Annotated in this window: 14 protein-coding genes; 2 read left to right on the plus strand and 12 right to left on the minus strand. The window is 69.3% G+C overall.

Annotated features, from left to right (window positions below; all coding sequences use genetic code 11):
• Window positions 1-31 precede the first annotated feature (31 nt).
• Both ACZ7OY_RS35965 and ACZ7OY_RS35970 read right to left on the minus strand, forming a co-directional pair.
• Complete coding sequence (locus ACZ7OY_RS35965) at window positions 32-787, minus strand: hypothetical protein (protein WP_472249764.1); 756 nt, start codon at window positions 785-787, stop codon at window positions 32-34.
• Window positions 788-894: 107 nt separating this feature from the next.
• Window positions 895-4,041, minus strand: coding sequence for a helicase C-terminal domain-containing protein (locus ACZ7OY_RS35970; protein WP_472249765.1), 3,147 nt, complete (start codon window positions 4,039-4,041; stop codon window positions 895-897).
• An 880-nt stretch (window positions 4,042-4,921) separates the two neighbouring features.
• On the opposite strand from ACZ7OY_RS35970, the gene ACZ7OY_RS35975 reads away from it, so the two are divergent.
• On the plus strand, window positions 4,922-6,253 hold the full coding sequence (locus tag ACZ7OY_RS35975) for a helix-turn-helix domain-containing protein (protein ID WP_472249766.1): 1,332 nt from the start codon (window positions 4,922-4,924) through the stop codon (window positions 6,251-6,253).
• Between the two features lie 82 nt (window positions 6,254-6,335).
• Window positions 6,336-6,617: a hypothetical protein gene (locus ACZ7OY_RS35980; RefSeq protein WP_472249767.1), complete on the plus strand. Its 282-nt coding sequence runs from the start codon at window positions 6,336-6,338 to the stop codon at window positions 6,615-6,617.
• Window positions 6,618-6,711: 94 nt separating this feature from the next.
• Here ACZ7OY_RS35980 and ACZ7OY_RS35985 read toward each other — a convergent pair whose 3' ends face one another.
• From ACZ7OY_RS35985 to ACZ7OY_RS36030, 10 genes are all read right to left on the minus strand, one after another.
• A complete protein-coding gene (locus tag ACZ7OY_RS35985; protein ID WP_472249768.1) occupies window positions 6,712-8,265 on the minus strand; it encodes an SNF2-related protein in 1,554 nt (517 codons plus the stop codon).
• A 147-nt stretch (window positions 8,266-8,412) separates the two neighbouring features.
• Window positions 8,413-10,071 (minus strand): glycosyl hydrolase family 28-related protein, encoded by a 1,659-nt coding sequence (locus tag ACZ7OY_RS35990; protein ID WP_472249769.1) that lies wholly within the window; start codon window positions 10,069-10,071, stop codon window positions 8,413-8,415.
• A gap of 2 nt (window positions 10,072-10,073) precedes the next feature.
• Window positions 10,074-11,663, minus strand: a complete 1,590-nt coding sequence (locus ACZ7OY_RS35995; RefSeq protein ID WP_472249770.1) for a hypothetical protein — start codon at window positions 11,661-11,663, stop codon at window positions 10,074-10,076.
• A gap of 9 nt (window positions 11,664-11,672) precedes the next feature.
• Window positions 11,673-12,995: a hypothetical protein gene (locus tag ACZ7OY_RS36000; RefSeq protein ID WP_472249771.1), complete on the minus strand. Its 1,323-nt coding sequence runs from the start codon at window positions 12,993-12,995 to the stop codon at window positions 11,673-11,675.
• A 10-nt stretch (window positions 12,996-13,005) separates the two neighbouring features.
• Entirely contained in the window at window positions 13,006-14,619 is a 1,614-nt protein-coding gene (locus ACZ7OY_RS36005) for a hypothetical protein (RefSeq protein ID WP_472249772.1), read from the minus strand.
• A 54-nt stretch (window positions 14,620-14,673) separates the two neighbouring features.
• A complete protein-coding gene (locus ACZ7OY_RS36010; protein ID WP_472249773.1) occupies window positions 14,674-15,474 on the minus strand; it encodes a hypothetical protein in 801 nt (266 codons plus the stop codon).
• A 9-nt stretch (window positions 15,475-15,483) separates the two neighbouring features.
• Window positions 15,484-19,665: a poly-gamma-glutamate hydrolase family protein gene (locus ACZ7OY_RS36015; protein ID WP_472249774.1), complete on the minus strand. Its 4,182-nt coding sequence runs from the start codon at window positions 19,663-19,665 to the stop codon at window positions 15,484-15,486.
• 54 nt (window positions 19,666-19,719) lie between these two features.
• Entirely contained in the window at window positions 19,720-21,054 is a 1,335-nt protein-coding gene (locus tag ACZ7OY_RS36020) for a DUF7297 family protein (protein ID WP_472249775.1), read from the minus strand.
• Window positions 21,054-22,904, minus strand: a complete 1,851-nt coding sequence (locus ACZ7OY_RS36025; protein ID WP_472249776.1) for a baseplate J/gp47 family protein — start codon at window positions 22,902-22,904, stop codon at window positions 21,054-21,056. The genes ACZ7OY_RS36020 and ACZ7OY_RS36025 overlap by 1 nt, the downstream gene beginning before the upstream one ends.
• A gap of 80 nt (window positions 22,905-22,984) precedes the next feature.
• Window positions 22,985-23,413: a hypothetical protein gene (locus ACZ7OY_RS36030; protein WP_472249777.1), complete on the minus strand. Its 429-nt coding sequence runs from the start codon at window positions 23,411-23,413 to the stop codon at window positions 22,985-22,987.
• Window positions 23,414-23,518 lie beyond the last annotated feature (105 nt).

Genomic DNA, 23,518 nt, shown 5'->3' on the forward strand with positions numbered 1-23,518 from the left:
TTGTAATGGTGTCGTAGAGATCGCGTGACGCCTAGCGCAGGTTGATGCTCAGCGTGCCGTGCTTCACCGTGCTGATCTTGGCGACGATCTCCTGGAAGCGGGCCCTCTTGCTCTTGATGGTGAGCACGCGCTTGATCTTGTCGAGGTCGATGACGGCCTCGGTGCTGGTGATCGCCTTGAATTCGGCGCGGGTAATCTCACCCGTTTCCAGGAGGTCGAGCAGCGCGTCCATGCTCCAGACGACGGTGTCCTTGGCCTTTTCGCGGGTGAAGTGCTTCCCGCCGTCCTTGATGTCGGCCCTTTCCGGATTCCCGGGAGAAGCGATCAGGTAGTGGCCCTTCGCGCTTTTCGGCGTGGTCGCGGGGTCGATTCCCTTCTGGTCCTCGGCAACGACGTCGAAGTGGACGGAGATCATGGCGTGGAGCTCGTTCTTGCGCGCCGTCAGCGCCTTCATCGCGATGTCGATCTGGACCTTCTCGGCCCTGAGCTTGGCCAGTTCGGTGCCGTTGAGGACGCGGCGGCTGGCAGGCGGCTTGACCTTCCCGAAGACGTCAGGGATCTGCTCGATCGAGTGCATGAGCTCGCCGGTGACCAGCTCGACGACGGAGGCCATCTTGACCGGCTTGTCCGGGTCGACCGGCGGCAGCGTGGACAGGCTGGCCAGGACGTCGGAGAGGTTGAGGCCGGGGTCGTTCTTCAGCTCGACGGCGAGCTTGTCGAAGTCGAAAGGGAGAGCAGGAACGAGTTCGGTGCCCGTGGCAGCGGATTCCGTAGCGGCGGAAGTCACGATATTGCTCCTGTGCAGTTGAGGTCGTTCGTTCTTGGCGGAGAACGTACTTACAACCTACCCCACCGAAGGGGCAGGTAGCAAGGAATTGGCGATCTTTGAATTTCTCAAGCCGCAGGCTGCAGGGCGCTGTTGGACTGGAAGAAGTCCCGCACGTCGGCCAGCTGGGTGGTGACCCGGGCGGGCGGGAGGGCCTTGACGATGCCCCGGCCGTAGCCCTTGCTGGCCAGGCGCGGGTCCATGATGGCGACGACGCCGGAGTCGGCCGTGCTGCGGATGAGGCGGCCGTACGCCTGCAGGAGCGTCAGCGTCATGGACGGCACGACCAGGTCCCCGAAGGGGTTGCCGCCCTGGCGCTCGATCGCGCCGGTGCGGGCGCTGACGATCGGGTCGGTGGGGACGGGGAAGGGCAGCTTGTCGACGACGACCAGGCGGCACGTGTTGCCGGGGAAGTCCATGCCGGTCATGAAGGAGCGCAGGCCGAACAGGACGCTGTTCTCGTCCTCGCGGAAGCGGTCGGCCATCTCCTTGTTGCTCATGTCGCCGCCCTGGACGAAGGAGCTGATGCCGTCGGCACGCAGCTGACGGGCGAGAGCCTCGTAGGCGTCGTTCATGGCGCGGCGGGAGGTGTAAAGGAGCAGGGCTCCTCCCCCGGCGGCACGGACGAGTTCGAGGGTGGCTGCGGTGACCCAGCTCTCCCACTCGCTGCGGGTGCCTCCGGCCGGGGCGGGCACGGACTTGTCGGGGTGGAAGGTGAGGGCCTGACGGCGGTAGTCGAAGGGGCTGCCGACGTCGAGGGTGGCGGCCGTGTTCTCCAGGCCGAGGCGGCGGGCGATGTAGTCGAACCGGCCGTGGCCGGTGCCTGCGCTGAGGGTGGCGGACATCAGGACGGCCGGGTACCGGCTCCACAGCTCCTCGTAGAGGTAGGAGCCGACGCTGATGGGGGCGGCCTTGATGACCCAGCGCTTGCCGATGGACAGGCGCTCGTTGCCGTACGCCTCGGCCCAGCAGACCATCTCGTTGGGGTCGGCCAGCAGGATCGCCTTGATGCTGGCGAGGAAGTTGCGGCCGGTCGTCATGATCCGCTCGCGGATGGCACCCTCGCGCTCCTCGTCGGAGGTGGAGGCGAGCTTGCGGTTGACCACGCGCTGGCGCAGGACCTCGATGTTCATCCAGAGGGCGACGAACTTGTCGGCGTGCTGGCTGATGAAGTCGGCGTCGATGGCGCCGTTCTGGTTGTTCGCCAGATGGTCGGCGATCGGCTGGCAGAGGGCTTCGACGGCGTCCAGGACGTCCTGGTGGGCGGCGAAGGACTTGCCGACGCGCTGCTCGTCGAGGCCTTCGTGGACGGAGAGGAAGCTGACGGCCTGGTCGGCCCACTTCAGCAGGCCGCCCTGCTTGACGTCGAGGCCGAGGTGGCTGGTGGCGTGGTCCTCCAGCTCGTGGGCCTCGTCGATGATGAGGCCGTCGTAGTCGCCGAGCAGGACGTGGATGCGGGGGCCCTCGCCGTCGTCCCCGGCCGTCTCGCGGGCGATCTTGGTGTCGGTGAGCAGGACGGCCGTGTTGGTCACGACGATGTCGGCCCCGGCGGCCGCGTCCTTGTGCCGCAGGGCGAAGCACTGCTCGGCGAAGGAGCACTTCCCCCGGCCGGGGCACTCGTCGCTGGTCGATGACACCAGCGGCCACTCGCGGCGCTGGTCGATCGGCGTGGTGATGTCGTCGCGGTCGCCGGTGTGTGTGTACTCGCCGCTCTCGCCCGGGGCGATCTCGTCCAGGAGCTGCTGCAGGTTGGCGATGGCGGGCCGGTCGGCGAGCTTGGCGAGGCAGTTCCCGGTCAGGATGTTGCCCGCGAGGGTGAAGGAGGCGGTCGTCGGCACCGTGGCGCAGTAGACCTTCTTCGTCACGCCGGTGAGTCGGAGGCCCTCCACGGTCCAGCGGCGACGGGTGCGCTGCCGCTTGATGGTCTCGGCCGTCTCTTCCCAGCGGCGCCGGTGCTCGTCGATGAGGAAGAAGTTCGCCTTGAGCGAGGCGGCGCTGAGGGACAGCGTGTAGAGCGCGCTGGCCTCTCCGTCCCGGCTCTTGCCGACGCGCATGTTCGTGCTGATCGAGCCGTAGTCGATTCCCAGGTGGCTGCACACCTGCATCACGAACTCCAGGTGTTCGCGGGTCGCGCTGGATATCGAGGGGCGCCCCTTCTTGTCCACGCAGCCGTCGGCGGCGAAGTACCCGGCGAGCCAGCCGTACAGGTAGCTGGTGTTCACGTCGAGGCTGGGCAGGTCCTTGAAGTAGGAGGGCAGGCCCCGGATCTGCAGGCCCCTCTCGGCGTAGCCGTCGCGGGGCTGCTCGTCCATCGTCTGGGGAGCGCCGTTGAAGTAGCGCGCGAGCGGCCAGTTCTTCTCGCCGTGGAGCATGATGTGACACGCGCCCGGGTGACGGCCGCCGTCCGTGCTGCGGAAGCGGCTGCCGTCGCCGAAGACGATGCCGTGGGCGATGCCGAAGGTGCTGGGCTCCATGTTGCCGAGGGTGCGGTTCTTCGGGCCCATGTAGCGCAGCTTGTCGCCGACGCGCAGCTCCTGGGTGGTGACCTCGGTGACGGTCGACGGGTCGTTGGCGTTGCGCTGGGTGAACCAGCGGTGGTCGATCGTGGTCTCGATGATCTTGCGGTCGCCATTGCGCGTCAGGGTCATCTCGACGATCTCCTGCTCGCCGAAGTCGGAGACCTGGCAGTCGACCCACTCGCCGTTGCCGTCGAGGAGGGTGGCCACTTGGCCGTCGAGGTCGCCGATGCGCTTGGTGCCCTCATAGGTGATCACCTCGACGTCAGGGCCGAAGCACGCGAAGTTCGCGATCCCCTTCAGCGGGGCCCAGGTGAAGTCGATGTCGACCTCGGCCAGGACCTCCTCCAGCCACGGGAGGTCCTTCTTCGTGTACTGGCTCAGCAGGGCGTTCGTGGCCGTGGCGACGACGAACCGCTTGCGGGGCTCCCCCACGCCGCGCTGGCGGCTGGCGAGGATCGCGGCGACGAGGGCCGCGTACGACTTGCCGGTGCCGGTGCCCGCCTCGGCGAGCAGGTGCATCGGGTCGTCCTCGGTGAGGTCCTGCATCAGCGTCAGCTCGGCGGCCTGGGCCAGGCGCTCCTGCTGCGGACGACGGCGGTATCCGGGGAGGTGCTTGGCGAACAGCTCCTGCAGGGACAGGAAGGTCTCAGGCGTCGCGGACGACATGAAGGGCCCCTTGAGGGTGGTGATGCTCATGGCGGTGAGCGGTCATGGCGGTGACGCTGGCGACGCTACACACGGCCGGGGGCGAAGTCGCGTTTTTGGTCCGGCGGACTTCCGAAGGCCCGTCAACAGGACACGCCGTGACGTTCTGACGCAGGGTTCGTGCATCCGGCGGCCGGTTGGTACTAGGGTGACCTTCGCGACCGTCGTCGGTTCCGCCCACCGAGGGTCGCGCTCGCTTCACCTGGCTCCGGAAACACCAACGGCCGCGTCATCGGGATCCCCATCCCTCGGCGGCCGTCCGACAGAGACCTTGCCTGGTCATCTTCTGTCGGTGGGGCCAACAACCTCATATCCCACGAAGATCCACGTCCACGGAGGTCGCTGGCATGAGTCAGCCTACCCAAAATCTGCCCCCGGTGTACACGACCCCGGGCCTCAACACGCCGGTGCAGGCCAGCGCCTGTGGCAAGTCCGTACGTCGGCTGTCCTTTTCGGCCCTTGATGATGTTCAATGTCATCCAGACCGGGCCCGCCAGCCTGGCACCACCACCACGAACCACCTCCGGGCCCGTGTGCGCCCGAATCCGCCGAGGGGGCTGACGATGCTCGAACTTCCCGAGATACGACGTGAGGGGCGCCTGGAGATCCGCATCTCCTGACGCCCCTCGTCGCTCATCGGCCCGTCTGGGGCCGGAAGGGATTCTCTCCGCCAAGAGTGGATCCCTTTGGTGAAGGGCCTGCCAGCCCCTCGACCAGACGACGCGACCTAGTCGGTCAGACCATCGTCCGCACGTTGGTTCGGCCCTCGACCTCTATGACCTATAGAAAGGGCACTACCGCCGTGCCTCGTCAGTTTACGGGTGACAACCCGGTGCCGCACGCCATGTCGGGCGAAAGAAACTCCAAAGTTATGGGAACCGCAGCCTCCGAGGGCGCGTCTTCTCCCCGCCTTCACTCCAGCCACTGGATCCGCCGGTTTCCCCGGCTGTCGTCGAACATGACGACGCTGATGATCGACGGTGACACGGGCCTGCGCTACGGCTCGGCGACCTCGAAGTCCAGCAGCAGGACCCAGGCCCAGCACCGGCACGCCGTCATGGCCGCCGTCGCGGCCGGGTGCGTCCGCCACGGCTGGACCGGCGACCAGTTCGCCCAGGCCATGATCGACTGCCCCTCCCGCCCGGGTGGCTTCGTCCGCGAGATGAGCCAGCCGAAGGCCACGCGCTACCTCGACAAGATCTGGTACCGCGCCCAGCACCACGTCCGCAGCACCCCGACGATCGCCTCCCGCCAGGACTCGATCGTCGACCTCATCGCGCTGCGGGACTCCATCGCCTCCGCCAGCTGCTGGCGCGGCGTCTCCGGCTCGACCTCTCTGCGGGTCCTGATGGCCTTCTGGCACGCCGCGAAGAAGTCCGGCGGCCGGATGCTCACCCTGTCCTACCGCGAGGCCGCAGAGATCGCCGGGTGCACCGCCCGCACGGCGTACGTGGCTGCCAAGCGGCTGGTCTCCTGGGGCTGGCTGCACCTGGTCGAGTCGGGTACTGCGGACAAGGGCTCGACCTGGTACCTGAAGGACGGTTCTCAGGTTCGACACAGCCCCATGGGGGCGCAGCCTGGGGGGGCACAGTCGAATGTGTCATCGCTGAGAAACGGTGAGCTGGACGGGGCTGTCATCGAGCGCTTGATGGGCCTGGACGCCTTCGCCCACCGGGGCCTGGGCGCCTCCTCGCTGAAGATGCTGGCCGCCCTCCACCTGCGGGATCCCCAGTCCGTCGCCGAGCTGACCGAGACCGCCATGGTCAGCCAGGCGACCGCGTACCGGCACCTCAAGCGCCTCGCCGAGCACGGCCTGGTGGTGCGTCAGGACGGCCTGTGGGAGCTCACCGAGACGGCCTCTGAGGCCCTCGCAGGGGCCTGGGAGGGCTGGGACACCGTGGCGGCCGAGGTCGGCACGTACGGGACGTCCTGGCGCCGTCAGCAGGCTCACAAGGACCAGCGGGCGGTGTGGCACGGCATGGTCGTCCCCCGCATGCGCGAGCGCCGGATGCCGGACGTCGTGCCGGTCCGGGGCGACGAGGTCGACCAGGCCTGCCGCTGGGGCAGCGAGGTCATCGACCCGGTCACCGGCGAGATCGTCGAGGACTTCGTCGTGGCGTCAGATGGCCGGTACCTGATGGTGGTTGAGGATCTGTCCTACGACGAACTCCTCCGTCGGAATGCCCTCGCCTGCGCAGCCTGACCCCACATGTGACGATCTTTCCCCTGCTCAGAGGCCATACGTGGTCTTGCCAGCTTGTTTCCGGTGTGTCTACTGTGCCGCCATGCAGCGACCGATTCCCGCCACTCGGAGCCTGTCTCGTGAAGACGCCAAGGCAGCGCTCACCCGCATACGCAAGGACATGAAGGCACAGGGCTTCTTCAGGAAGCCGTACGCCATGTGTGCCGAGATCGACGAGTACGGCCAGGGCTTCGCCGTCTACGTGGGGTTCCAGCCCGACGCAGACCTCACCAAGGCCCTCGCAGCCCTTGCGGCATCCTCCAAGAAGCCCGGCAAGACACCCCTTCTGAGCTGGGGTTTCTCAGCTTTGACACATTCGATGTGACCCCCCAGGCTGCGCCCCCATGGGGCTGTGTCGAACCTGAGAAAGTGGGTCACCTTGCGCCTTCTCTCCTGACCCTGGGAGGGTTGTCGCAACGTCAGGCCACCAGGTAGCTCCGGCGGCGCTGTACGGCCCCCACGTGGCCCTCGGCGCCGCTGTCGCCCAGGAACCGGTCGGCCATCTCGTTGCGCGCCAGCATGGACTCCACGATGCCCTCCTCGACGGTGCGCTGGAGGACGAAGGTGGTGCAGGTGATCGAGGCGGCCGTCGAGGTGATGCGGTCGATCCGGCCGAGGCGCTGGGTGCGGGTCTCGTAGGTCAGCGCGGACTCGTACTCGACCAGGTAGTGGGCCTCGGGGAGGTTGATGCCGTCCTTGCCCGCGTCCGAGGTCAGGAAGACGCAGGGGGCGGGGTCGGCGCGGAAGGCGGTGCGGGCGCGCTCGCGCTCGGGGCCGTCGAGGGCGCCGGTGTAGAGGTAGCTGTGGATGCCCTCCTTGCGCAGGGCCTCGGCGAGCAGCGGCAGGACGGACGGCCCGAACTGGGAGAAGACCACGGCCTTGTCGCCCTGCCCGTGCACGATGGATGACAGGTACTCGACAAGCTCCTCGGTCTTCCGCGACGGTAGCTTGCTCAGGTACTCGACCCCGTACGCCCGGACCAGCTCCATGGCGATCTGAGACGTTCCGGCGGCTGCGGAGTGGGCCAGGGCCATCGGGTGCGCGGCGATCTGCCTGAGGGCCGCGTGGAGGCCGGGAACGGGCTCTGTGAACCCACCCTGGAGCGAGGCGACTTCGTCGTAGAACCGCTCCTGCTCCCGGCCCATCTGCAGCGTGCGGAACTCCTCGATGCGCCGAGGGAACAGGTCGCGGACGTCGGGGTCCGTCTTGCGCTTGCGCCAGATGTGCGGCCGGGCCAGGGCCAGGAACTGCTCGACGCCGTCGTCTGCGTACCGGGGGCGGCCGTAGTCGTCGCGACTCTTGATCACCGAGTCCTCGAAGGCCTTCACCGTCGGCATGGCGGCCGGGACGGCGAGGCGCAGCAGGTTGAAGCCGTCCTCGTAGGAGCGGCTGATCGGGGTCGCGGTCAGGCCGACGACGCGCAGGTCCTTCTGGGCGCGGCGCAGCTGGGTGAGGGCGTAGCCGTGGGCCTTGTAGAGCTGGGAGGAGCGGTTGCGGAGCTTGTCGGACATCTCGTCGTAGACCACGAGGACGCGGCGGCCGTCGGCCTGGGCGGCCAGCAGGGCCTCCAGGACCGGCCCGGGGGCGGGCGTCTTGGAGCGCTTGCCCTGGGGGATGGAGTAGCGGGCGAGGTCGGCGCGGAGGGTCTCGTAGGTGCTGATGAGGACGTGGGGCAGGCCGCGCTGGAGGGTCTTCATGCGGCTGGGGCCGTGGTGGACGGCGGCAGTCAGGGTGGTGAAGGCGCCGAAGTCCTCGTGCCACTCCGCGATCTTGTTCTGCTTGCACACGAGCAGGACGAGGTCCTCGGCGCCGTCCTCGGTGAGCAGGGCGGCGAGCGCCATGGCGATGACGGACTTGCCGATGCCGGTGTCGGCCACGAGGAGGCCGGAGCGCTGGGTGTAGGAGAAGGCGACGCCCTCCTGCTGGCACGGGTAGAGGCCGTGCGGGCTGTGGAAGACGGGCGGGGCGTCCATGCAGGTCACCGTAGGTACAAGAGGGGCAGGTGGTGAATTTAGAGATTTATCCATCTGCCGACGGATCGAGAAGAACAGAAATCCATTTTTCCGTTGAAGCGTTGAGAGAGACCGGTCGGCCCGGGGCGGTCCGGGCCGACCGGCAGGTCACTTGATGCGGTGGATCATCAGCAGGGAGCCCGTCTTGAGGGTGACCGAGGCGGCCACGGACGAGGCGAAGGTCAGCGTGAGCGCGCCCGACGAGGTGGTCGTGAGCGTGCCGAAGATCCTCACGAGCTTCGTGCCGGTAACCCAGGCGGGAGAGACACCGGCAAAAGTGGTGACGATGTCTCCGCCGGAGGTGGTGTCACCCCAGATCATGCTGGCGCCAGACAGGCCGGTCCACGAGGTGGTGACCGTGGCGCTGTTTGTCGTGGTCCAGTACAGGAGCGCTTCGACGAAGTAGGTGGCGAAGCCCTGCGCGCCGACGGTGAGCTGGGTCGAGGTGGTCTGCGCCGTGCCCACCGACGGCTGGTCCGAGGCCGCCTGCGCGAAGCCGGGGGCGAGGCCCCGGGTGTTGCCGCTGGTGTCGAGGAATTTCAGCGGGACCGAGCTGGCGTGCTCGGCGTAGATGGCCAGGCCGCCTGCCGGGTTCGTCGTCGGCACGGTGGCGGCCGTGGCCAGCTGCAGGACGCCCACGCCGTTGTCGCCCAGGGGCGTCACGGAGCCGACGGTCTGGGTCTTGCCGGTGGCCCGGCCTCCGGCGACCACCTCGACGCCCGACGTGTTCGTCACCAGGATCGTGGTGTTGGCGGCGAACAGGTCGGCGGTGGTGTGCCGGGAGCGGCGGACCGTGACCGCGCAACCGGCGTCGACCTGGGTCCACTTGGAGGCGGAAGCGTTCGGCGCGGACTCGGTGATGCCGCTCAGCTCGACCTCGGTGGCCGAGCCGGTGACCAGGATGCCGGTGCCGCCTGCCGGGGTGGCGTAGTTCAGGAAGCCGCTGACCGTGTAGTTGTTGCCGCCGTTGATCTTGACGCCGATGGTGTTCTTCTCGGCGCCGGAGCCCACCATCGAGATGGCGGCGCACCCGTCGAAGCGGTACCCGGCGGCACCGGCAGCCGTGTGCGTGTCCGCCGCAGCCGCCTCGAACGCGCAGTAGGTCATGTTGGAGAACCAGTAGCCGTCGGCGGCGTTGGTGTCCATCCAGCAGGAGTCGATCGAGATCGACGTCCCCGCGCCCGAGCCGTTGCCGTGCAGGTACATGCCAGCGCCGCCGTTGAGGCTGCTGACGACGGAGGCGAAGTTGGAGACGATGGGCTGTTCGAGGTCGACGCCGTGCGAGCCCCATTCGGTGACCCACAGGTTCGTCAGGTCGATGTAGTTGCACGCGCCGGTGACCTGGATGCCGACGCCGGTGCCGCCAGCGGGCCCCCGCAGCCGCAGGTTGCGCACGCCGACGTTGTTCAGCGTGGCGCCGGATATGCCGTGGGCGGTTGTCGTCGTCTGGTTGATCGTGGTGGAGGTGACCCCGGCGCCCTCGATGGTCACCTTGTTCGCCAGCACCAGGGCAGCGGTGATCTTGTAGGTGCCGCGCGGCAGGTACACGGTGCCGCCACCGGCCGCCGTGCACGCGGCGATCGCGGCCTGGATCGAGGCCGTGTCATTCGTCGTGCCGTCGCCCTTGGCTCCGAAATCCTTCACGGACAGGACGTCGATGTTGGTGACCTTGGTCCCCAGGTTCGTGATCTGGGTCTGCAGGTCGTTCAGCGCCGCGTTCAGCGGAACGTCCCAGTTCGGGGTTCCTGCGGCAACGGTCGATACCATTCCTAGCCTCCATACGTTCCGGTGCCGTACCCGCCGCTGCCGTAGCCGCCCAGGACGCCGCTGCCCTTGCGCACAAGGACACGGCCGATCTGCGGGGTGTTGGCGGTGGGGTTGAGGTCTGCGGTCAGCCGCAGGTAGCGCGTGTTCGAGGGCAGGGCCCTGGTGTTCGCCGCCCAGGTCTGAAACCAGGAGGCCGTGGTGGCCGTCAGTCCCTGCCAGGACAGCGGGATCCGCGTCCAGGTGGCGTTGTCCGGCGAGACGTCGGCCACCAGCTCCGTCGCCAGCGTGGCCGCGTCGGCCCCGCCCGGCTGGTACGCGAAGACCCGGACGCGGAAGTCCTTGATGCCGGTGGACAGTGCGTAGGTGACGGTTCCCGGACCGGTGGCGTTGCGCCTGGCCCGGGTCGTGTCGCCCGCCTTGGACCCGTCGGAGTCACCGGTCTCCAGGATCAGGTTCGCGCTGTGCGCGTACGTCTTCGAGAAGTCGGCGAGCTCGTCGTCGACCTCGCCGTCGGTCAGGTAGATGAGCCCGAGCTTGTCGAGCGCGGACATCAGCGACAGCAGCGCGGCCCGGCCGGGCGTGGACGTCGTCACCGTGCTCGTGTTCAGGATCGGCTGGTAGTTACCGGCCGATCCGAACGCGCCGAGGAGGCTGGCCGGGCCTGCGAGGACCGCGTCCTTGCGGGCGGCGAAGAACCGGCTCATCACCGCGTTGCCCAGGATGGTGACGGACCAGTTCACCCAGCTCAGGTCGGGCAGCGTGCCCGAGCCGACGACGACCTTGCCGTCGGAGGTGACCTGGGCGCCCGAGCCGATGGTGACCGTGTTGGTGGCCGGGGCCGTGATGCCGGAGCCGACCACGACGGCGTCGGCCGGGGCTGCGGCGGCCGTGGCGGCCCGGCCCAGGACGATCTGTCCAGGCTGGCCGGTGTTCGTGGCCGGACCGAGGGCGACACCGGAGTCGGCGGCGTTGGCGGTGGCACCGGCGGCGACCGCGTTGGCCCCGGCGGTGGCCCGGCCCAGGACGACCGCGCTGGCGCCGCCCGGGTGGGCGTCGGCACCCAGGACCGCCGCGTCCTGGCCCTGGACACCGCTGGGCGTGCGGCCGAGCCAGGTCTGGCCCGGGTAGATGTCGGTGAAGTCGGGGCTGCCCAGCACCGTGGAGTTCGGGGCGTCGCCCGGGTGCTCGTGGAAGCGCAGGACGTCGAGTACCTGCCAGACGGCCGAGCCGTCAGGGGAGATGGCCAGCATGGCCTCCCCGGACAGCCCGTCGGCCGGGCCGATGTGCACCGGCTCTTCACTGCGGACCGTGGCGGCCGGGGCCGGGACGATGTCCACGCCGGAGCGCGTGAATGTGGCGCCGCCGGGCAGCAGCGCCTGCACGGTCACCCGCATCGGGCTCTCGGTCCACAGGTTGATGACCGCCGGGTCGATGAGGACCGGCCACTCCTGGGCCGCGCCGCCGTTCGGCAGAAGGTAGACCGGATCGTCGATCGGGTTGCCGGTGTCCAGGTCGAGCAGCGTCACCTCGGCGTACGGGTAGGGCGTGCCGGAGGAGTCGACCAGCGGCAGATACAGATGGCAGCGGTCCACGAGGTCTCCTCAGGAGGTCGGCATGACGGGGTCGGACACCAGCGGCTGGAAGTGGATGTAGCGCCACTGCGAGGTGCCGGTGGCCGGGCTGCGGAAGCCGACGCCCTTGCCGCCCGAGTGGTTGGAGACGGTGTAGAAGGCCTGGGAGACGCCGTTGATGTACACCCGGATCTGGTTGGCCCAATTGCGCACCGAGACGTAGTCGCCGGTCGCGATCGGCGTGGAGAAGGTGTGGAACTTCGTCAGCGTGCCTGCGACGCTGCTGTAGATCCCGGTCGAGGTGACCTGGTAGAAGTCGTTCGCGCCGACCCTGCGGAACACCAGGCCGCCCTCGGCCGTGGACGGCCCCCAGCGGGTGGAGAGCACCCCGTACTGCCAGTCGAGATTGAAAAATGCCGCCGCGTTCGCGGCCAGCAGGACCCCGTCCTTGCTGCCGGTGACGGTGCCCAGCAGCGCCCACTGCTCGCCCGACGTCGTGGTGCTCGGCGCGTACGTCGTCGCGGGCGGCGTCTGCACCGTCGTGGCGCCGACGTCGTTCAGGAACAGGTCACCGCTGGCGGGCTGCAGCGCGTCCCACTGGTAGAGCACGGTGTCCGTGCCCCGGAAGTCGACGCCCATGAAGCTGCCGGTCGAGGGCATGTCCGAGAACACGGCCGTGTTGGTCGAGCCGTCGGCGTTGCGTTTGTAGGCGCGCGGCGACCGGAACGGGAAGCCGATGGAGTTGTCGATCAGGCAGAAGACGTTCTGGCCGAACGTGGAGATCGCGTACGAGTGGGGGTTGCCGTCCCACGGATTGACCCCTGTCGGCAGTGTGATGGCGGCCGAGTCGGCCTTCTCCGCGTCCCACGGTCCGATGTTGTTGCCGGGGCCCGGGATCGTCTGCCGGATGCCCACGGTGTTGTTGGCCTGGGTGAAGGCCACGTAGGTGCGGGTGCCGCTGGAGGGCACCCAGACGGTGCCCGGGTGGCGGACCGCGAATGCGAAGTCGCGGGGCCCCCAGGTGTAGTCGGGGTCCCGGCTGCCGTCCGGGCTGGCCGTGATGGTGCCGGTGGTCTGCGGGATGACGGAGATGCTGACGGCCCCGCGTACGGCGCCGGTGTCCCGCAGGACGCCGTATCCGTCCGGGCTGCCCTTGAGGCCCGCGAACCGGGCGTAGCGGTACTGGTCGACGTACCACTGCGGGGCGCCGACCTCGGGGCCGAGCATCTGCCAGTACGTGTAGGGGACGACGGAGTAGTCCGGCAGTCCGAGGGTGCCGTCGCCTGTGTCGTCGCGGAGGAAACCGTCGATGGTTCCGGCAGAGACCTGCCCGGGTACGGAGTCGGTGGCCATCGCTGTCCGATCAGGGAGTGGTGGTGTTGGTCAGCAGGCCCAGTCCGGCCAGCGCAGAGATCAAGTTGCGCAGCGCGAGGTTGCCGCCGTCGGAGCCGGTCACGGTCGGCTTGACGGTGCCCTCCGAGCCGAAGAAGCCCAGCCGACTGGTGGCGTCCGTCCCGAAGTTGACCCCGGCGAGGGCGTACAGCTTGTTCACGACGATGACGGCGTTGAACGGGTAGTCCGGGTTGCCGAACGTCGTCTGCTGGGCCGCGCTGGTCTTGGCGCCGTCACCGATGGCCGAGGAGCCGTTGTGGGTGGCGGACACCACCGTGTTGCCTCCCAGGGCCAGGCTTGCGGGCGCCAGGGCCTGGGAGGATTTGCCGATCGCTATGGCGTTGGTCGCGCCCGGACCGACGAAGGCCATCAATCCGACCGCCGTGCTTGCGGTGCCGTACGACCTGGAGTAGTGGCCGACTGCGGTGCCGTCGTTGGAGTCGACGTAGGAGTCCGCGCCGATGGCCGTCCAGCCAGTGCTCGCCAGCGAGCCGTTGGCACGCGCACCCACCGCGACGCCGTTCACGGACGGCGCCTTGGTGTCCGGGCCGATGGCGACGGCATCGGTGGCGGTGGCCTGGGCGCGGGCGCCGAAGGCGGTGGAGTTGGTGGCGGTGGCCTGGGCGGAGACGCCGACGGCGGTCGAGGCGACGCCGGAGCCGACCGCAGAGGTGCCCAGCACCACGGAGTTGGTGCCGGATCCGGCGTGGGTGTGCGCGGGCACCGTGCCGCCGTACAGCACCTTCAGGCCGGTCATCCACATCTCGTGGCCGGTCCCGGCGACGAAGGTGGCGGCGCCCTTGAACTCCACCGACACCGACTGCCAGGTGCCAGCGGCCAGCGGGTACCGGTACAGCCCCCACTCCCGGGTGGCGGTGATCGTCTCCAGTACGGTCTTCGTGCCGCCCTGCGTGGTGGCCGCGATGATGACGCTCTCGCCGGTGGCCAGGGTCGGGCGGACCCACAGCGAGACGAAGCCCGCCTCGGCCAGGGTGAAGCCCGGCGTGAGCGTGATGAGGCTGCCCGCGTTCCCGGTGTGCCTGGCATGCAGGGAGCGGCTGTACCCCCACTCGGAGGGGGCCTCGCTCGGATAGTCGCGACTGGTGTTCGCGGCCTGCGTGAACGTCCAGCCGGTCGGGTCGCGGGCGAGGTCGAAGGCCTCGGCGATGACGGTGACCAGTGGGGTGACGCCAGAGTTCGCCGGGACCGGACCCCACACGGCCTGGCCCGGGGTGGTACCGGCCAGCAGCACGTTGCCGGGGACCTGGTTGCCGACGATGAGCAGCGGACTGTCCGTGCGGGCGGTCTCGTCCGGCGGCGGCGCCCCGTCGAGGTAGACCAGGATGTCGGAGTAGCCGTCCTTCTGGACCAGGACGGACACGCGCTGCGGGTCATCCAGCCAGAAGTCGATCGTCCCACTGGCGGTGACGTACGGGTTCGACAACTGCTCGCTGCCCGTCGGCCCCGCGTACAACGGCTGGGCCAGCTTCACCGACTGCCCGGCCTCGCGCACGGTGACCTGCGCGCCGTACAGCAGGTCGCCTGTCTCGCCGGTGATCGGCCGCATCACGTGTGCTCGCGCCACTTCGCCTCCCTCGTCACCCCTTGGGTCATGAGGGAGGTCCGGCACAGCAAACGGCTACTCGCCTACTGCGCCGCTGTCCGGGAAGTCGCCGGTGCCCTCGTCCGGCACCGGCGGCGGCACGTAGGTGGGCAGCTGCTGGGTGTACAGCAGGCCGTCGTCGGTGACGCCGAGCATGAAGGTCAACCCGCTGGGGCTCTGCAGGGCGAGCCCGCCGGGCAGGAACGCGGTCTCGGCCGCCGTGCCGATGACGACCTGGTGGGGCCGGTCGGTGTGGGCGCCAGCACCGATCGCGGCGGACTGGTTCCACAGGGCCTGCGCGCCGTCACCGAGCGCGGTGGACTGGGTGCCCGTGGCCTGCGCCGACTGGCCGACGGCGACGGCCCCGGTCGCCGTGGCGTCCGACTGAGAGCCCGCCGACAGCGCACCGACGCCGGAGGCCGTGGCCTGCTCGCCCAGAGCCACGGCGGAGTCGGCGGTGGCCTGGGTGCCCTGGCCCAGCGCGGTGGCGTGCACGCCGGTGGCGGCCGCGCCGGAACCGATCTGCAGGGACTGGACTCCGGCGCCGGGGTGAGTGGAGTCGGAGTTGACTGCAGTCACATCGACGTTGTCCCAGAACTCCTCCGGGCTGGCGCCGACCTGCACTCCGATCTTCACCCGGTCCGGAGCTTCGAGGTAGAAGTCCACCTCCCCGGCCGACGTGGTCCACGGATTGATGCGGGTCGTGCCGCTGGTGGCGTCGGCGTACACGGTCTGGCCGTAGGTGGTGCTCGTCCCGGGGACCAGGAGTCGCACCGTGGCAGTGGGGACCCGGTTGCCCTGCAGGTCGAGCAGGGCGCGGTTGAAGTGCGCGCGCACGAAGGGCTCCTAGCGGTTGAGGACGAAGGCGTCGGTGAGCGTGTGGCTGGCCAGCGAAGGCGGAGCGCCCTCGTTGGTGCCCTCGGCCACCGCCTCGGGCAGGGTGATCGTGGGCAGCGGGTCGGTCTTCGCGGCGTTCTGGTCCATCCACTGGCGGAACGCCAGCCACCAGTCCTCGGGGATGGGACTGGTCCACCCCCTGAACAAGGGGTCGGAGTCGACCGGCGGGTAGTAGTCGGCCAGCGAGCTGGAGGCCCCGGCCGCCTGGAGGGTGTCCTGGTAGGGCACCGCGCCGGTCATCGTGGCGTACCAGGGCCGCAGGACCACCGAGGACAGCGACAGGTCCGGGGCGTAGCCGGTGGCCCTCCAGCGCAGCTGTGTGCCGCCGGTGCGGTCGGTGCCCGGCAGGTCCGGGAACTGGAACACGCCACGCGGGTTGTTCTTGATGTCGATCATCTCGTACCAGTTCACGCCGCCGTCGCGGGAGATCTCCCAGATGACGGGGTCGTTGAAGACCGCGAGGCTGTCGACGTGCCACACCCCGGTGCCCGCGCTGCCCTCCTGGATGACGCGGACCCGGACGTCGTGGACGTCATCCACATCCCAGTCCTGGGTGGCATCCCCCCACATGCCGAGGGCCTCCATGGTCGACCACGAGCGGGTGCCGCCTGCCGTCGCGGTGTTCCAGGTGAGCGGGCTGGGCGGGTTGGTGTCGATGGTGGCGCCCACGTACCACTCGGCGACCTGCGCCGAGTCGAAGCTGCGCGAGGCCGACGCGATGATCCTGCCGTCGCCGTTGACGAGCTGCAGCAGCAGCGGCTGGGCCAGGGGCCCGTTGGTGTAGATGCGGCAGGCGGCGTACAGGCGGCCGCGCGGAGCCGGGTTCACCGGCCGCAGCGACTCGATGCCGCCGAAGTCCGCCACGCTGGTCGCGTTCTCGATCTCCCACCACAGCGGCCGGTTCGGCAGCGGGTCGGAGTCCTCCATGTCACCCCAGGTCGGGAAGCGGGACTCCAGCGACCCCCAGGAGGACGCCGAGTGGCCGCGCGCGACCTTGGCCATGCGGCCGATCGTGGACACGAACTCGCTGGAGGACTCCGCCGTGGCGTCGCCGACCGGCCGCCAGAAGTGCAGCGAAGGGTCGTCGAAGTCCGGGTCGGCCACCAACTGCCTGGGCTGAGAGGTCTGCGCGGCGAACTGCACCCCCAACACCCGCCGCTTCGACACGAACGTCTTGGAGACCACCTGAGCGCCGGTCGACGGCGGCTGCTCGGTGGTGACCATCGTGGTCCCGTTGTGCTTCCAGCCGCCCTGCTGGGAGGCGTCGTAGCCCGACAGGTAGGCAGTGTCGTGGAACAGCTCGACGTACTGCTCGGTGTCCCGCTGCGCGATCGGGTCGGCCAGGTAGGCCAGCACCTGGCTGATCGCCACGGTGTAGGCGACCTTCGTGTCCATGGCCAGCTGCACCACGTGGTAGCGGTGCACCCCGGTGGAGGTGAAGCGCGGCGCCTTGGTGCCCGGCAGCGGCATGTACGGGAACCGCTGGCCGGAGCGGCGCAGCGCTTGCGCCGCGAGCGGGTCCGGCGCGTACAGGGCCTCCGTCGGCAGGTACGCGGCCGTGCCCGACGTCGAGGACACGATCCGGTTGGCGTCCACGTACTGGTAGACCGCGCCCTGCTCGGTGGCGACCCGGGCGCCCGCCGGGGCCGCGCCGGAGACGTCCGTGCCGGAGGCGACGATGGCCCCGCCCTGCCCGGTGTCGGCCGGGAACAGCTTCGTCTCCACCAGCGGGCTGGCCTGGGACGGTGTCAGCAGCATCGGCTGCAGGTTGGTGAACTCCAGCTTCAGGTGCCGGGCCTTGATCGGCCGGAACTTCATCAGCCCCTTGCGCAGCACGAAGTCCCCGGGAACCGGCGTCCACACCAGGTTCTCCAGGGCGACCGGCGGACCACCGATCAGGCCCCACGGGCACACCGACTCCACCCCGGGTGTGATCAGGCTGGGGTCCATGCGCAGGATCGCGCTGGCGCTCGTGTGTGCGGCGCCGTCCTGACCGTAGCCGGGGTTCAGCGCGTAGGCGGCCGGGTCATCCCAGTACGCCTCGACGGTGTCGATGTCGGCCGCCCGGCCGAGCGCGAGGAGGAGACTGCTCAGCCGGACTGAGCCGCCCGGACCGAACAGCGGTCCCCCCAGTCGGAGCACGGTCGGCGGCGCCTGGTCGACGACGTGAGTGGACTCCTGGACCCGGGTTGACCACGGGGTGCGTACGGTCAAGGTCGACCCGTCGTAGGCAACCGCCAGCGGGATGCGCGCATTGACTCCGAACGTGACCGGGTCAAGCTCCACCGTGCGGTCGCCCAGGCGCACCTTGACTGACCCTGACTCGATCCAGACCGTCAGGGCCGAAGCGTCCAGGACGGTAAAGGTGCCGGTGTCGGCGGAGGTGAACTGGGGGTAGACCACCATGCCCAGCAGGAAAGGCCGGGCAGGATCGAACTGGCAGGCCCGGTTGTCCACGTCCAGGTAGGAGTCGGCCGAGTCGAACAGCACACCCTCGCTGTCAACCACCGGCGTGTCCGTGCTTGCCCGGACAAGAGGCGAGGTCAGAGGGGTATCGGACGGCTCGAACCGGTCCTGCACCACCGTGGCGTCCGTGTAGTACAGGTTGCAGGCAACCCCGGACGTGACCGGGTCAAGGTAGAGCCGGTCGACGACTTGAGCGCCGCCGTCCGAGGTCCGCAGGTCCAGGTGCAGGCTCACGACCGCGTTCGGGACCGGCTGCGGCGCGCACCGCCACACTCCGGACGCGGGCGGGACCATGTTGTCTGCCCGGTTGCGCCGGACAAGGTAGTCAACCTGCGAACCGAGGAGGTCGGTGGACCCGGCGAGCGGCACCGTGTGTTCGGCATCCTGCTGGGGCAGCCACGGCAGGTCGGTCAAGCTGGAGGCACGGTAGGAGGCAAGGGCGTCCTTGACTCCCAGCGAGTAGGCAACCGGCTGGTTGTCCGAGCTGCGCGGCGCCGACGCCGACGGCAGCCGGGTCATGATGACCCGGAACCGGCTCGCCGTGACCGGCTGGACGTCGACCTCCTGCGCCATCCAGTGCCCTGCGCCGAAGTGCTGCGGGTGCAGCTTCAGATCGTCCGGTACACCCGCCGGGATGACTGCCGGGACCGAGTCCATGATGCTGATCTGGACCGGTCCTCCCAGGCGCGCGTTCTGCAGCGGCCGCCACACCCCGTCCTCATCCCGGTACTGCACCCAGGCACGCTGCGGGAACCGGGCCAGGGAGAACGCGATGCGGTTGACCGGCCGGGGGGAGGCCAGAGAGAACTCGAACACCTCACGCACCGGGTCACCGTTGGCCCGGGGCGCACTGGACCAGAACCGCTCCGTGTTGCCTGCCGCCTGACGCTGGGATGACAGGCGCAGCGCGTCCTTGAGCGAGTCAAGGGGCATGCCGTCCACGGTCAAGGGCGCCAGTGCCGGGATCCCGAAGTCACCCGACGCCGACCCTGTACCGGTCACGGGCTGGGCAACCCGGCCCTTCCATGCCGAGCCCACGGCCTTGCCCGGTACATCCAGGCCGTTGAGCGCCGTCTGGATGGCAGCCATGTAGGCGTAGAAGATCGACGTGCGCGGTCCGTTGTCCCGGCCGGACCGGGTGAAGTCGGAGAAGAAGGACTGCAGCAGCGCCGTCGACAGCTCCAGCGTCACGCCCATGAGGCGGGAGCCCTTGTTGACGATGTTCGTCGGGTCGGTGGCGTTCAGCTCGGTGCTGGTGGCCGAGACCGTGAACCCGGCCTGGGTCAGCGCCTCCTTGAGCCGCTCGGAGGTGTCGGCGTCCAGACCGCCCACGTAGGTGACCGGGTCGGTGCCCGGGACGCCGTGCCAGGACAGGACGTAGTCGGCTGCCGCCACCAGGTTCAGGGCCTGCGGCTCGTCGAAGTGCGTCGACATCAGCGACAGGCTGGTGACGCCGTCCGCCAGCATCGAGTCAAAGGAGTAGTACCGGCTGGCCGACCCGGACAGATAGTCGGCGAGCTCCGTGGTGCCCGGCTCGATACCGCCACCGTGGATCGCGAGATGCGCCAGCCGGGAGCCGGGGGGCGTACGGACCAGAATGCGGTAGTCCACACCGATCTGGCGCGCGGCTGCCAGCGCGGCATAGTTGGCGTACAGATCGGCCACTGGTGGTCCTCCTCAGCTCACCCCTTGAGGGCTGCTGAGGAGCACCGGACAGGGTCAGTCGACCGTCAGGACAGTGCGTCGGTCGCCGGAGTACGGGTTGGCGATGAGCACGCCGTCGCCTCCGGCGCGCGCCGCGTGGCTCAGCAGCGGGTCCAGCGCGCCGAGGGAAGCCCGGTAGATGGTCGAGGTGCCGTCCCTCCAGACCACCGTCTGATCGACCGAGGCAAGGCCGGAGTCCGGGACCGGTCCAGGCGTGGTGAAGTCGGCCGGGTCGTCGGGGCTGACCGAGTAGGACCGGCAGGCCGGGACCTGCTGACCGTACGACCACTCGTCCCCGAGCCGGGTGGTCAGCGGCGGCCGGGGCAGAACCCGGGTCGAACTCGGGTCGACTCCGTCCTGCTCCTGGATCGCCGACAGCGGGTACGGGTTCGTGCTGGTCGGCACCCGGCTCGGGGTGACCTGCGGGACGATCTCCCAGTTCTCGGAGTCCGACCGAACCCCGGCGATACCTCGCGCCACCAGAGCCGACGTGCCCTGCGTGTCCACCGTAAGAAGCACGTGCGCGGGCTTGATCCGCTCCAGGACCCGCACCAGCGCCGACTCATCACTCGCCTGCTGCGCCCGGCCCTCCGGGGTCGCCGGGTAGTCACGGTTGACCTGGACCAGGACCTCGGAGCGGGTCAGGGTGCCGGAGCGGCCGTAGAACGGCGTGCCCTCCAGGGCACCCCAGATCTCGCCCTCGAAGTCGCCCCAGTCATTGCCCTCCGTCCACTCCCAGGTGTGCGCGGCCTCGTCCGTGTCCCCGGCTGCGTCCAGCAGCGCCCAGGACTCGTAGACGTCGACCTCGACACCGGTGATGGCCTCGGCCGCCGCCTTCAGGCCCGGCACGGTGCCGCCCATCGCGATGGCCCGCGCGAGCGCGCCCATCCGGTCCCGGAAGGAGGCGTCGGCGGCCTCGATCGAGTCCCACTCGGCGGCCGTGGCGGTCGCCGTCTCCATGGGGTTGATCGGGAGGACCTCGTCCCCGTTCCGGGTCGCGTTGAAGATCGCCCCGTAGAACCGGTCGAGATCAAAAAACCTCGCCCCCTGAACGGACAGGCTCTGCATCTGGGCCACCAGCAGCCGCTTGCGGAGCTGGCCGACACCGGAGTCACCGAGGAGCGCCTGCATCAGGCGGACCAGGTGGCTGGTGGGCCGGAGGTCGTAGACCTCCTCGGGGAAGTGGCGCAGCTGCTCGGTGACGGCCGTGTCCGCCACGAGCATGCCGGTGCCGCTGGCCAGCGCGGTCGACTGCGGCACGGTGACATCGGCCTGAAGCGGGATCAGGCCGCCCGGGATGACAGCGGTCCCGAAGGTCCCGTCGCCCTGGTGAAGGAAGTCGTCTGCCATCACAGCACCCCGAACGAGTTACGGGCGAGCGTCTTGAAGACCACCCCGCCCAACACGGGCAGTTCGTCGTCACGGAAGTAGATGTCGGTGGCCCGGCCGGTCGCCGGGTCGACCCAGGAGGACAGCGCGGCCGAGTTCGGCGCCGCGTTCGGCGCGATCTGCTGGACACCCACGATCGAGGCGTTCGGGTTGGCCGAGCTGTACCCGGTCACGTCCGCGCCGTTGAGCAGGCGGCAGTTGTCCACGCCGGGCACCTGGTGGATGACCGTGAGGACGTCGCTGATCTGCACGTTCGAGTTGAAGTCCATCCGGTTCAGGTAGTCGCTCAGGGCCGAGCGGATGGCGTCCTGGACCGAGTCGACCGACCCGGTGGACGACGCCGTGTACATCACACCCAGCGCGAACCTCAGCCAGCGCTGCTTGGCCTGGTGCACCTTGGCGTCGATGCCGGTCAGCCTCCACCGGTTGACCGCGTCTTGCACGCTGGAGGGCACCTCGTTGTAGGTGTAGTCCCCGTTGCCGCCCACCGAGACCGGCGAGTTGTCGGCAGGCAGGTACGTGCGGTGCCACTCCAGGCCGAATCGCGACGTCGGCGTCCAGCCGTCCACCGTGTCCTCATGGACGATCGTGTACGCGTACGTCACCCCGCCCGCCACCGTGCCCAGCGGATGCGCCGCAGTCGCCAGACCGTACGTCGTGCCCGCGACCGACAGCGTGGACGGCACCGTCACGATCGGCCCGAACGGCAGCGGCACGAACACGTTCAGGGCGTCCGGCCGAGTCTGGTCCGAGCGAAGCCACGCCCCGGTGTACAGGTCCACCGTCGAGACGGTCTGGAATTTCTTCGCCTGCCGGAACACCAGCGACGTCTGCGCCGACTGCGCCCGGGTCCCGCCGACGAAGACGTCCACCCGGTTCGTGATGTTGTTGGTCGGGTCGTTCCGGCTCACGACCGGCAGGTACTGGTACTCCACCGTGAGCAGCTCACCAGCCGCCGGGAAAGACGCCGACAGCTTGGCGATCTGCGGCGGGTTCGACGGCACCCACGTGTAGTCGTAGTCCTTGAGCAGCGGCGTGCCGTCGGACTTCGCCACCTGCACCGGCGAGGAGTAGATGTAGCGGGCGTCCGAGATCTGGCAGACGGTGTTGCCGCTGACCGGCACCTGCAGGATCTCCGACCGCGTCCGCGAGGAGCCGACGACGGACACCGCGTAGCAGTCCGCGTCGTCCAGCGCCACGCCCCGGTACATCTGCTCCGTCCCCGCCAGCGACCGGAACACCGTCGACTTCCAGCGTGCCCGCAGCTCCGAGTCGGTCTCCCTCGACATGCCGCCGGTCAGGGCCGCCGTGTTCGTCACGGTATTGACGCCCTGGATCGGCGAGGTGATCAGGGTGGCCATCCCGGCCCCCAGGTTGCCCTCTGGCCCGGCCGTCACGGCCTGGACCGGCACCGTGACCGACGTGGCCCCCGGCATCATCGTGCCGCCGACCACCGTGGTGACCACGATCGAGGAGTCCGACGAGGATGCGACCTCCGTGCCGACCGGGATGAACACGGTCGGCGTCAGGTCACCGGTACGGGAGAAGGTCACCGTGCCGACCGAGCGCCGGGCCGCGATCCGCGCGATCCCGAACAGCTGACAGAAACTGTCCAGGTCGGCGTCGGTCTTGCTGTCGACGTCGTAGGCGTACGACAGCAGGTGGTTCTCCACGTACGCGTCAGCCAGCGACGCGGACACCGCATCCAGGATCTTCCGCGCCGGGGTGCCGATGGACGTGTCCAGCTCCGGGTCGGAGACCAGCAGCGCGTCCCGCATCTGCGAGACGATGTCGTCCCTGGAAACACCCATGCGGCGCCCTCCTTCTCGTCACCCCTTGAGGCCGAGAGGAAGGCGCCGCACAGCAAAGCTGTGACATGCATGTCACAGGTTCAGGTGCTCACCGTCCGCAGCACCCGGACCGTCCCGCCCGACTGCGTCTTCAGCGCGATCGTCACCTTGATCGTGTCGTACTGGATGTCCGTGCTGATGGACTGCACCGACTGCACCACGTCCTGGAAGCTGAACCGCGACCGGGACCCGGCCAGCGCATCGGCCGCGATCTGGGCCTGCTGGCCGTCCACGTACTGCTGCACCACCCGGACCACCTCGGAGCGCACCAGCAGCTCCAGCTCCGGCGTCAGCGGCTCACCGATGTGCGCGGCCAGCACCGACCCGAACTCCGGGTGGTAGGTGTCCTGGCCGTACGGCTCGGCGAGCGCGAGCGCCAGGTCCTGCCGGATCCGGGCCGCGCCGGTGAGCGTCCGGTAGCCACCGTCCCCGAGCGCGAGATCCCCGCCGACGAGCGCCAGCGTCTTCATGAGCCACCTCCTCACCCCTTGAGGCAGCCACGGGAGGCCGGAACACGACGAGAAGCGGCAAGGAGAGGGCGGATCTTGCGGCAAGATAGGGCCCGACAATCCCGC

It is taken from the genome of Streptomyces sp. NPDC107559 (assembly GCF_055657365.1).

Bases quoted from the DNA above. Each gene is read 5' to 3' on its own strand.
- ACZ7OY_RS35970 (WP_472249765.1), bottom strand. From the start codon at position 4,041: ATGAGCATCACCACCCTCAAGGGGCCCTTCATGTCGTCCGCGACGCCT.
- ACZ7OY_RS35975 (WP_472249766.1), top strand. From the start codon at position 4,922: ATGGGAACCGCAGCCTCCGAGGGCGCGTCTTCTCCCCGCCTTCACTCC.
- ACZ7OY_RS35980 (WP_472249767.1), top strand. From the start codon at position 6,336: ATGCAGCGACCGATTCCCGCCACTCGGAGCCTGTCTCGTGAAGACGCC.
- ACZ7OY_RS35985 (WP_472249768.1), bottom strand. From the start codon at position 8,265: ATGGACGCCCCGCCCGTCTTCCACAGCCCGCACGGCCTCTACCCGTGC.
- ACZ7OY_RS35990 (WP_472249769.1), bottom strand. From the start codon at position 10,071: ATGGTATCGACCGTTGCCGCAGGAACCCCGAACTGGGACGTTCCGCTG.
- ACZ7OY_RS36000 (WP_472249771.1), bottom strand. From the start codon at position 12,995: ATGGCCACCGACTCCGTACCCGGGCAGGTCTCTGCCGGAACCATCGAC.
- ACZ7OY_RS36020 (WP_472249775.1), bottom strand. From the start codon at position 21,054: ATGGCAGACGACTTCCTTCACCAGGGCGACGGGACCTTCGGGACCGCT.
- ACZ7OY_RS36025 (WP_472249776.1), bottom strand. From the start codon at position 22,904: ATGGGTGTTTCCAGGGACGACATCGTCTCGCAGATGCGGGACGCGCTG.
- ACZ7OY_RS36030 (WP_472249777.1), bottom strand. From the start codon at position 23,413: ATGAAGACGCTGGCGCTCGTCGGCGGGGATCTCGCGCTCGGGGACGGT.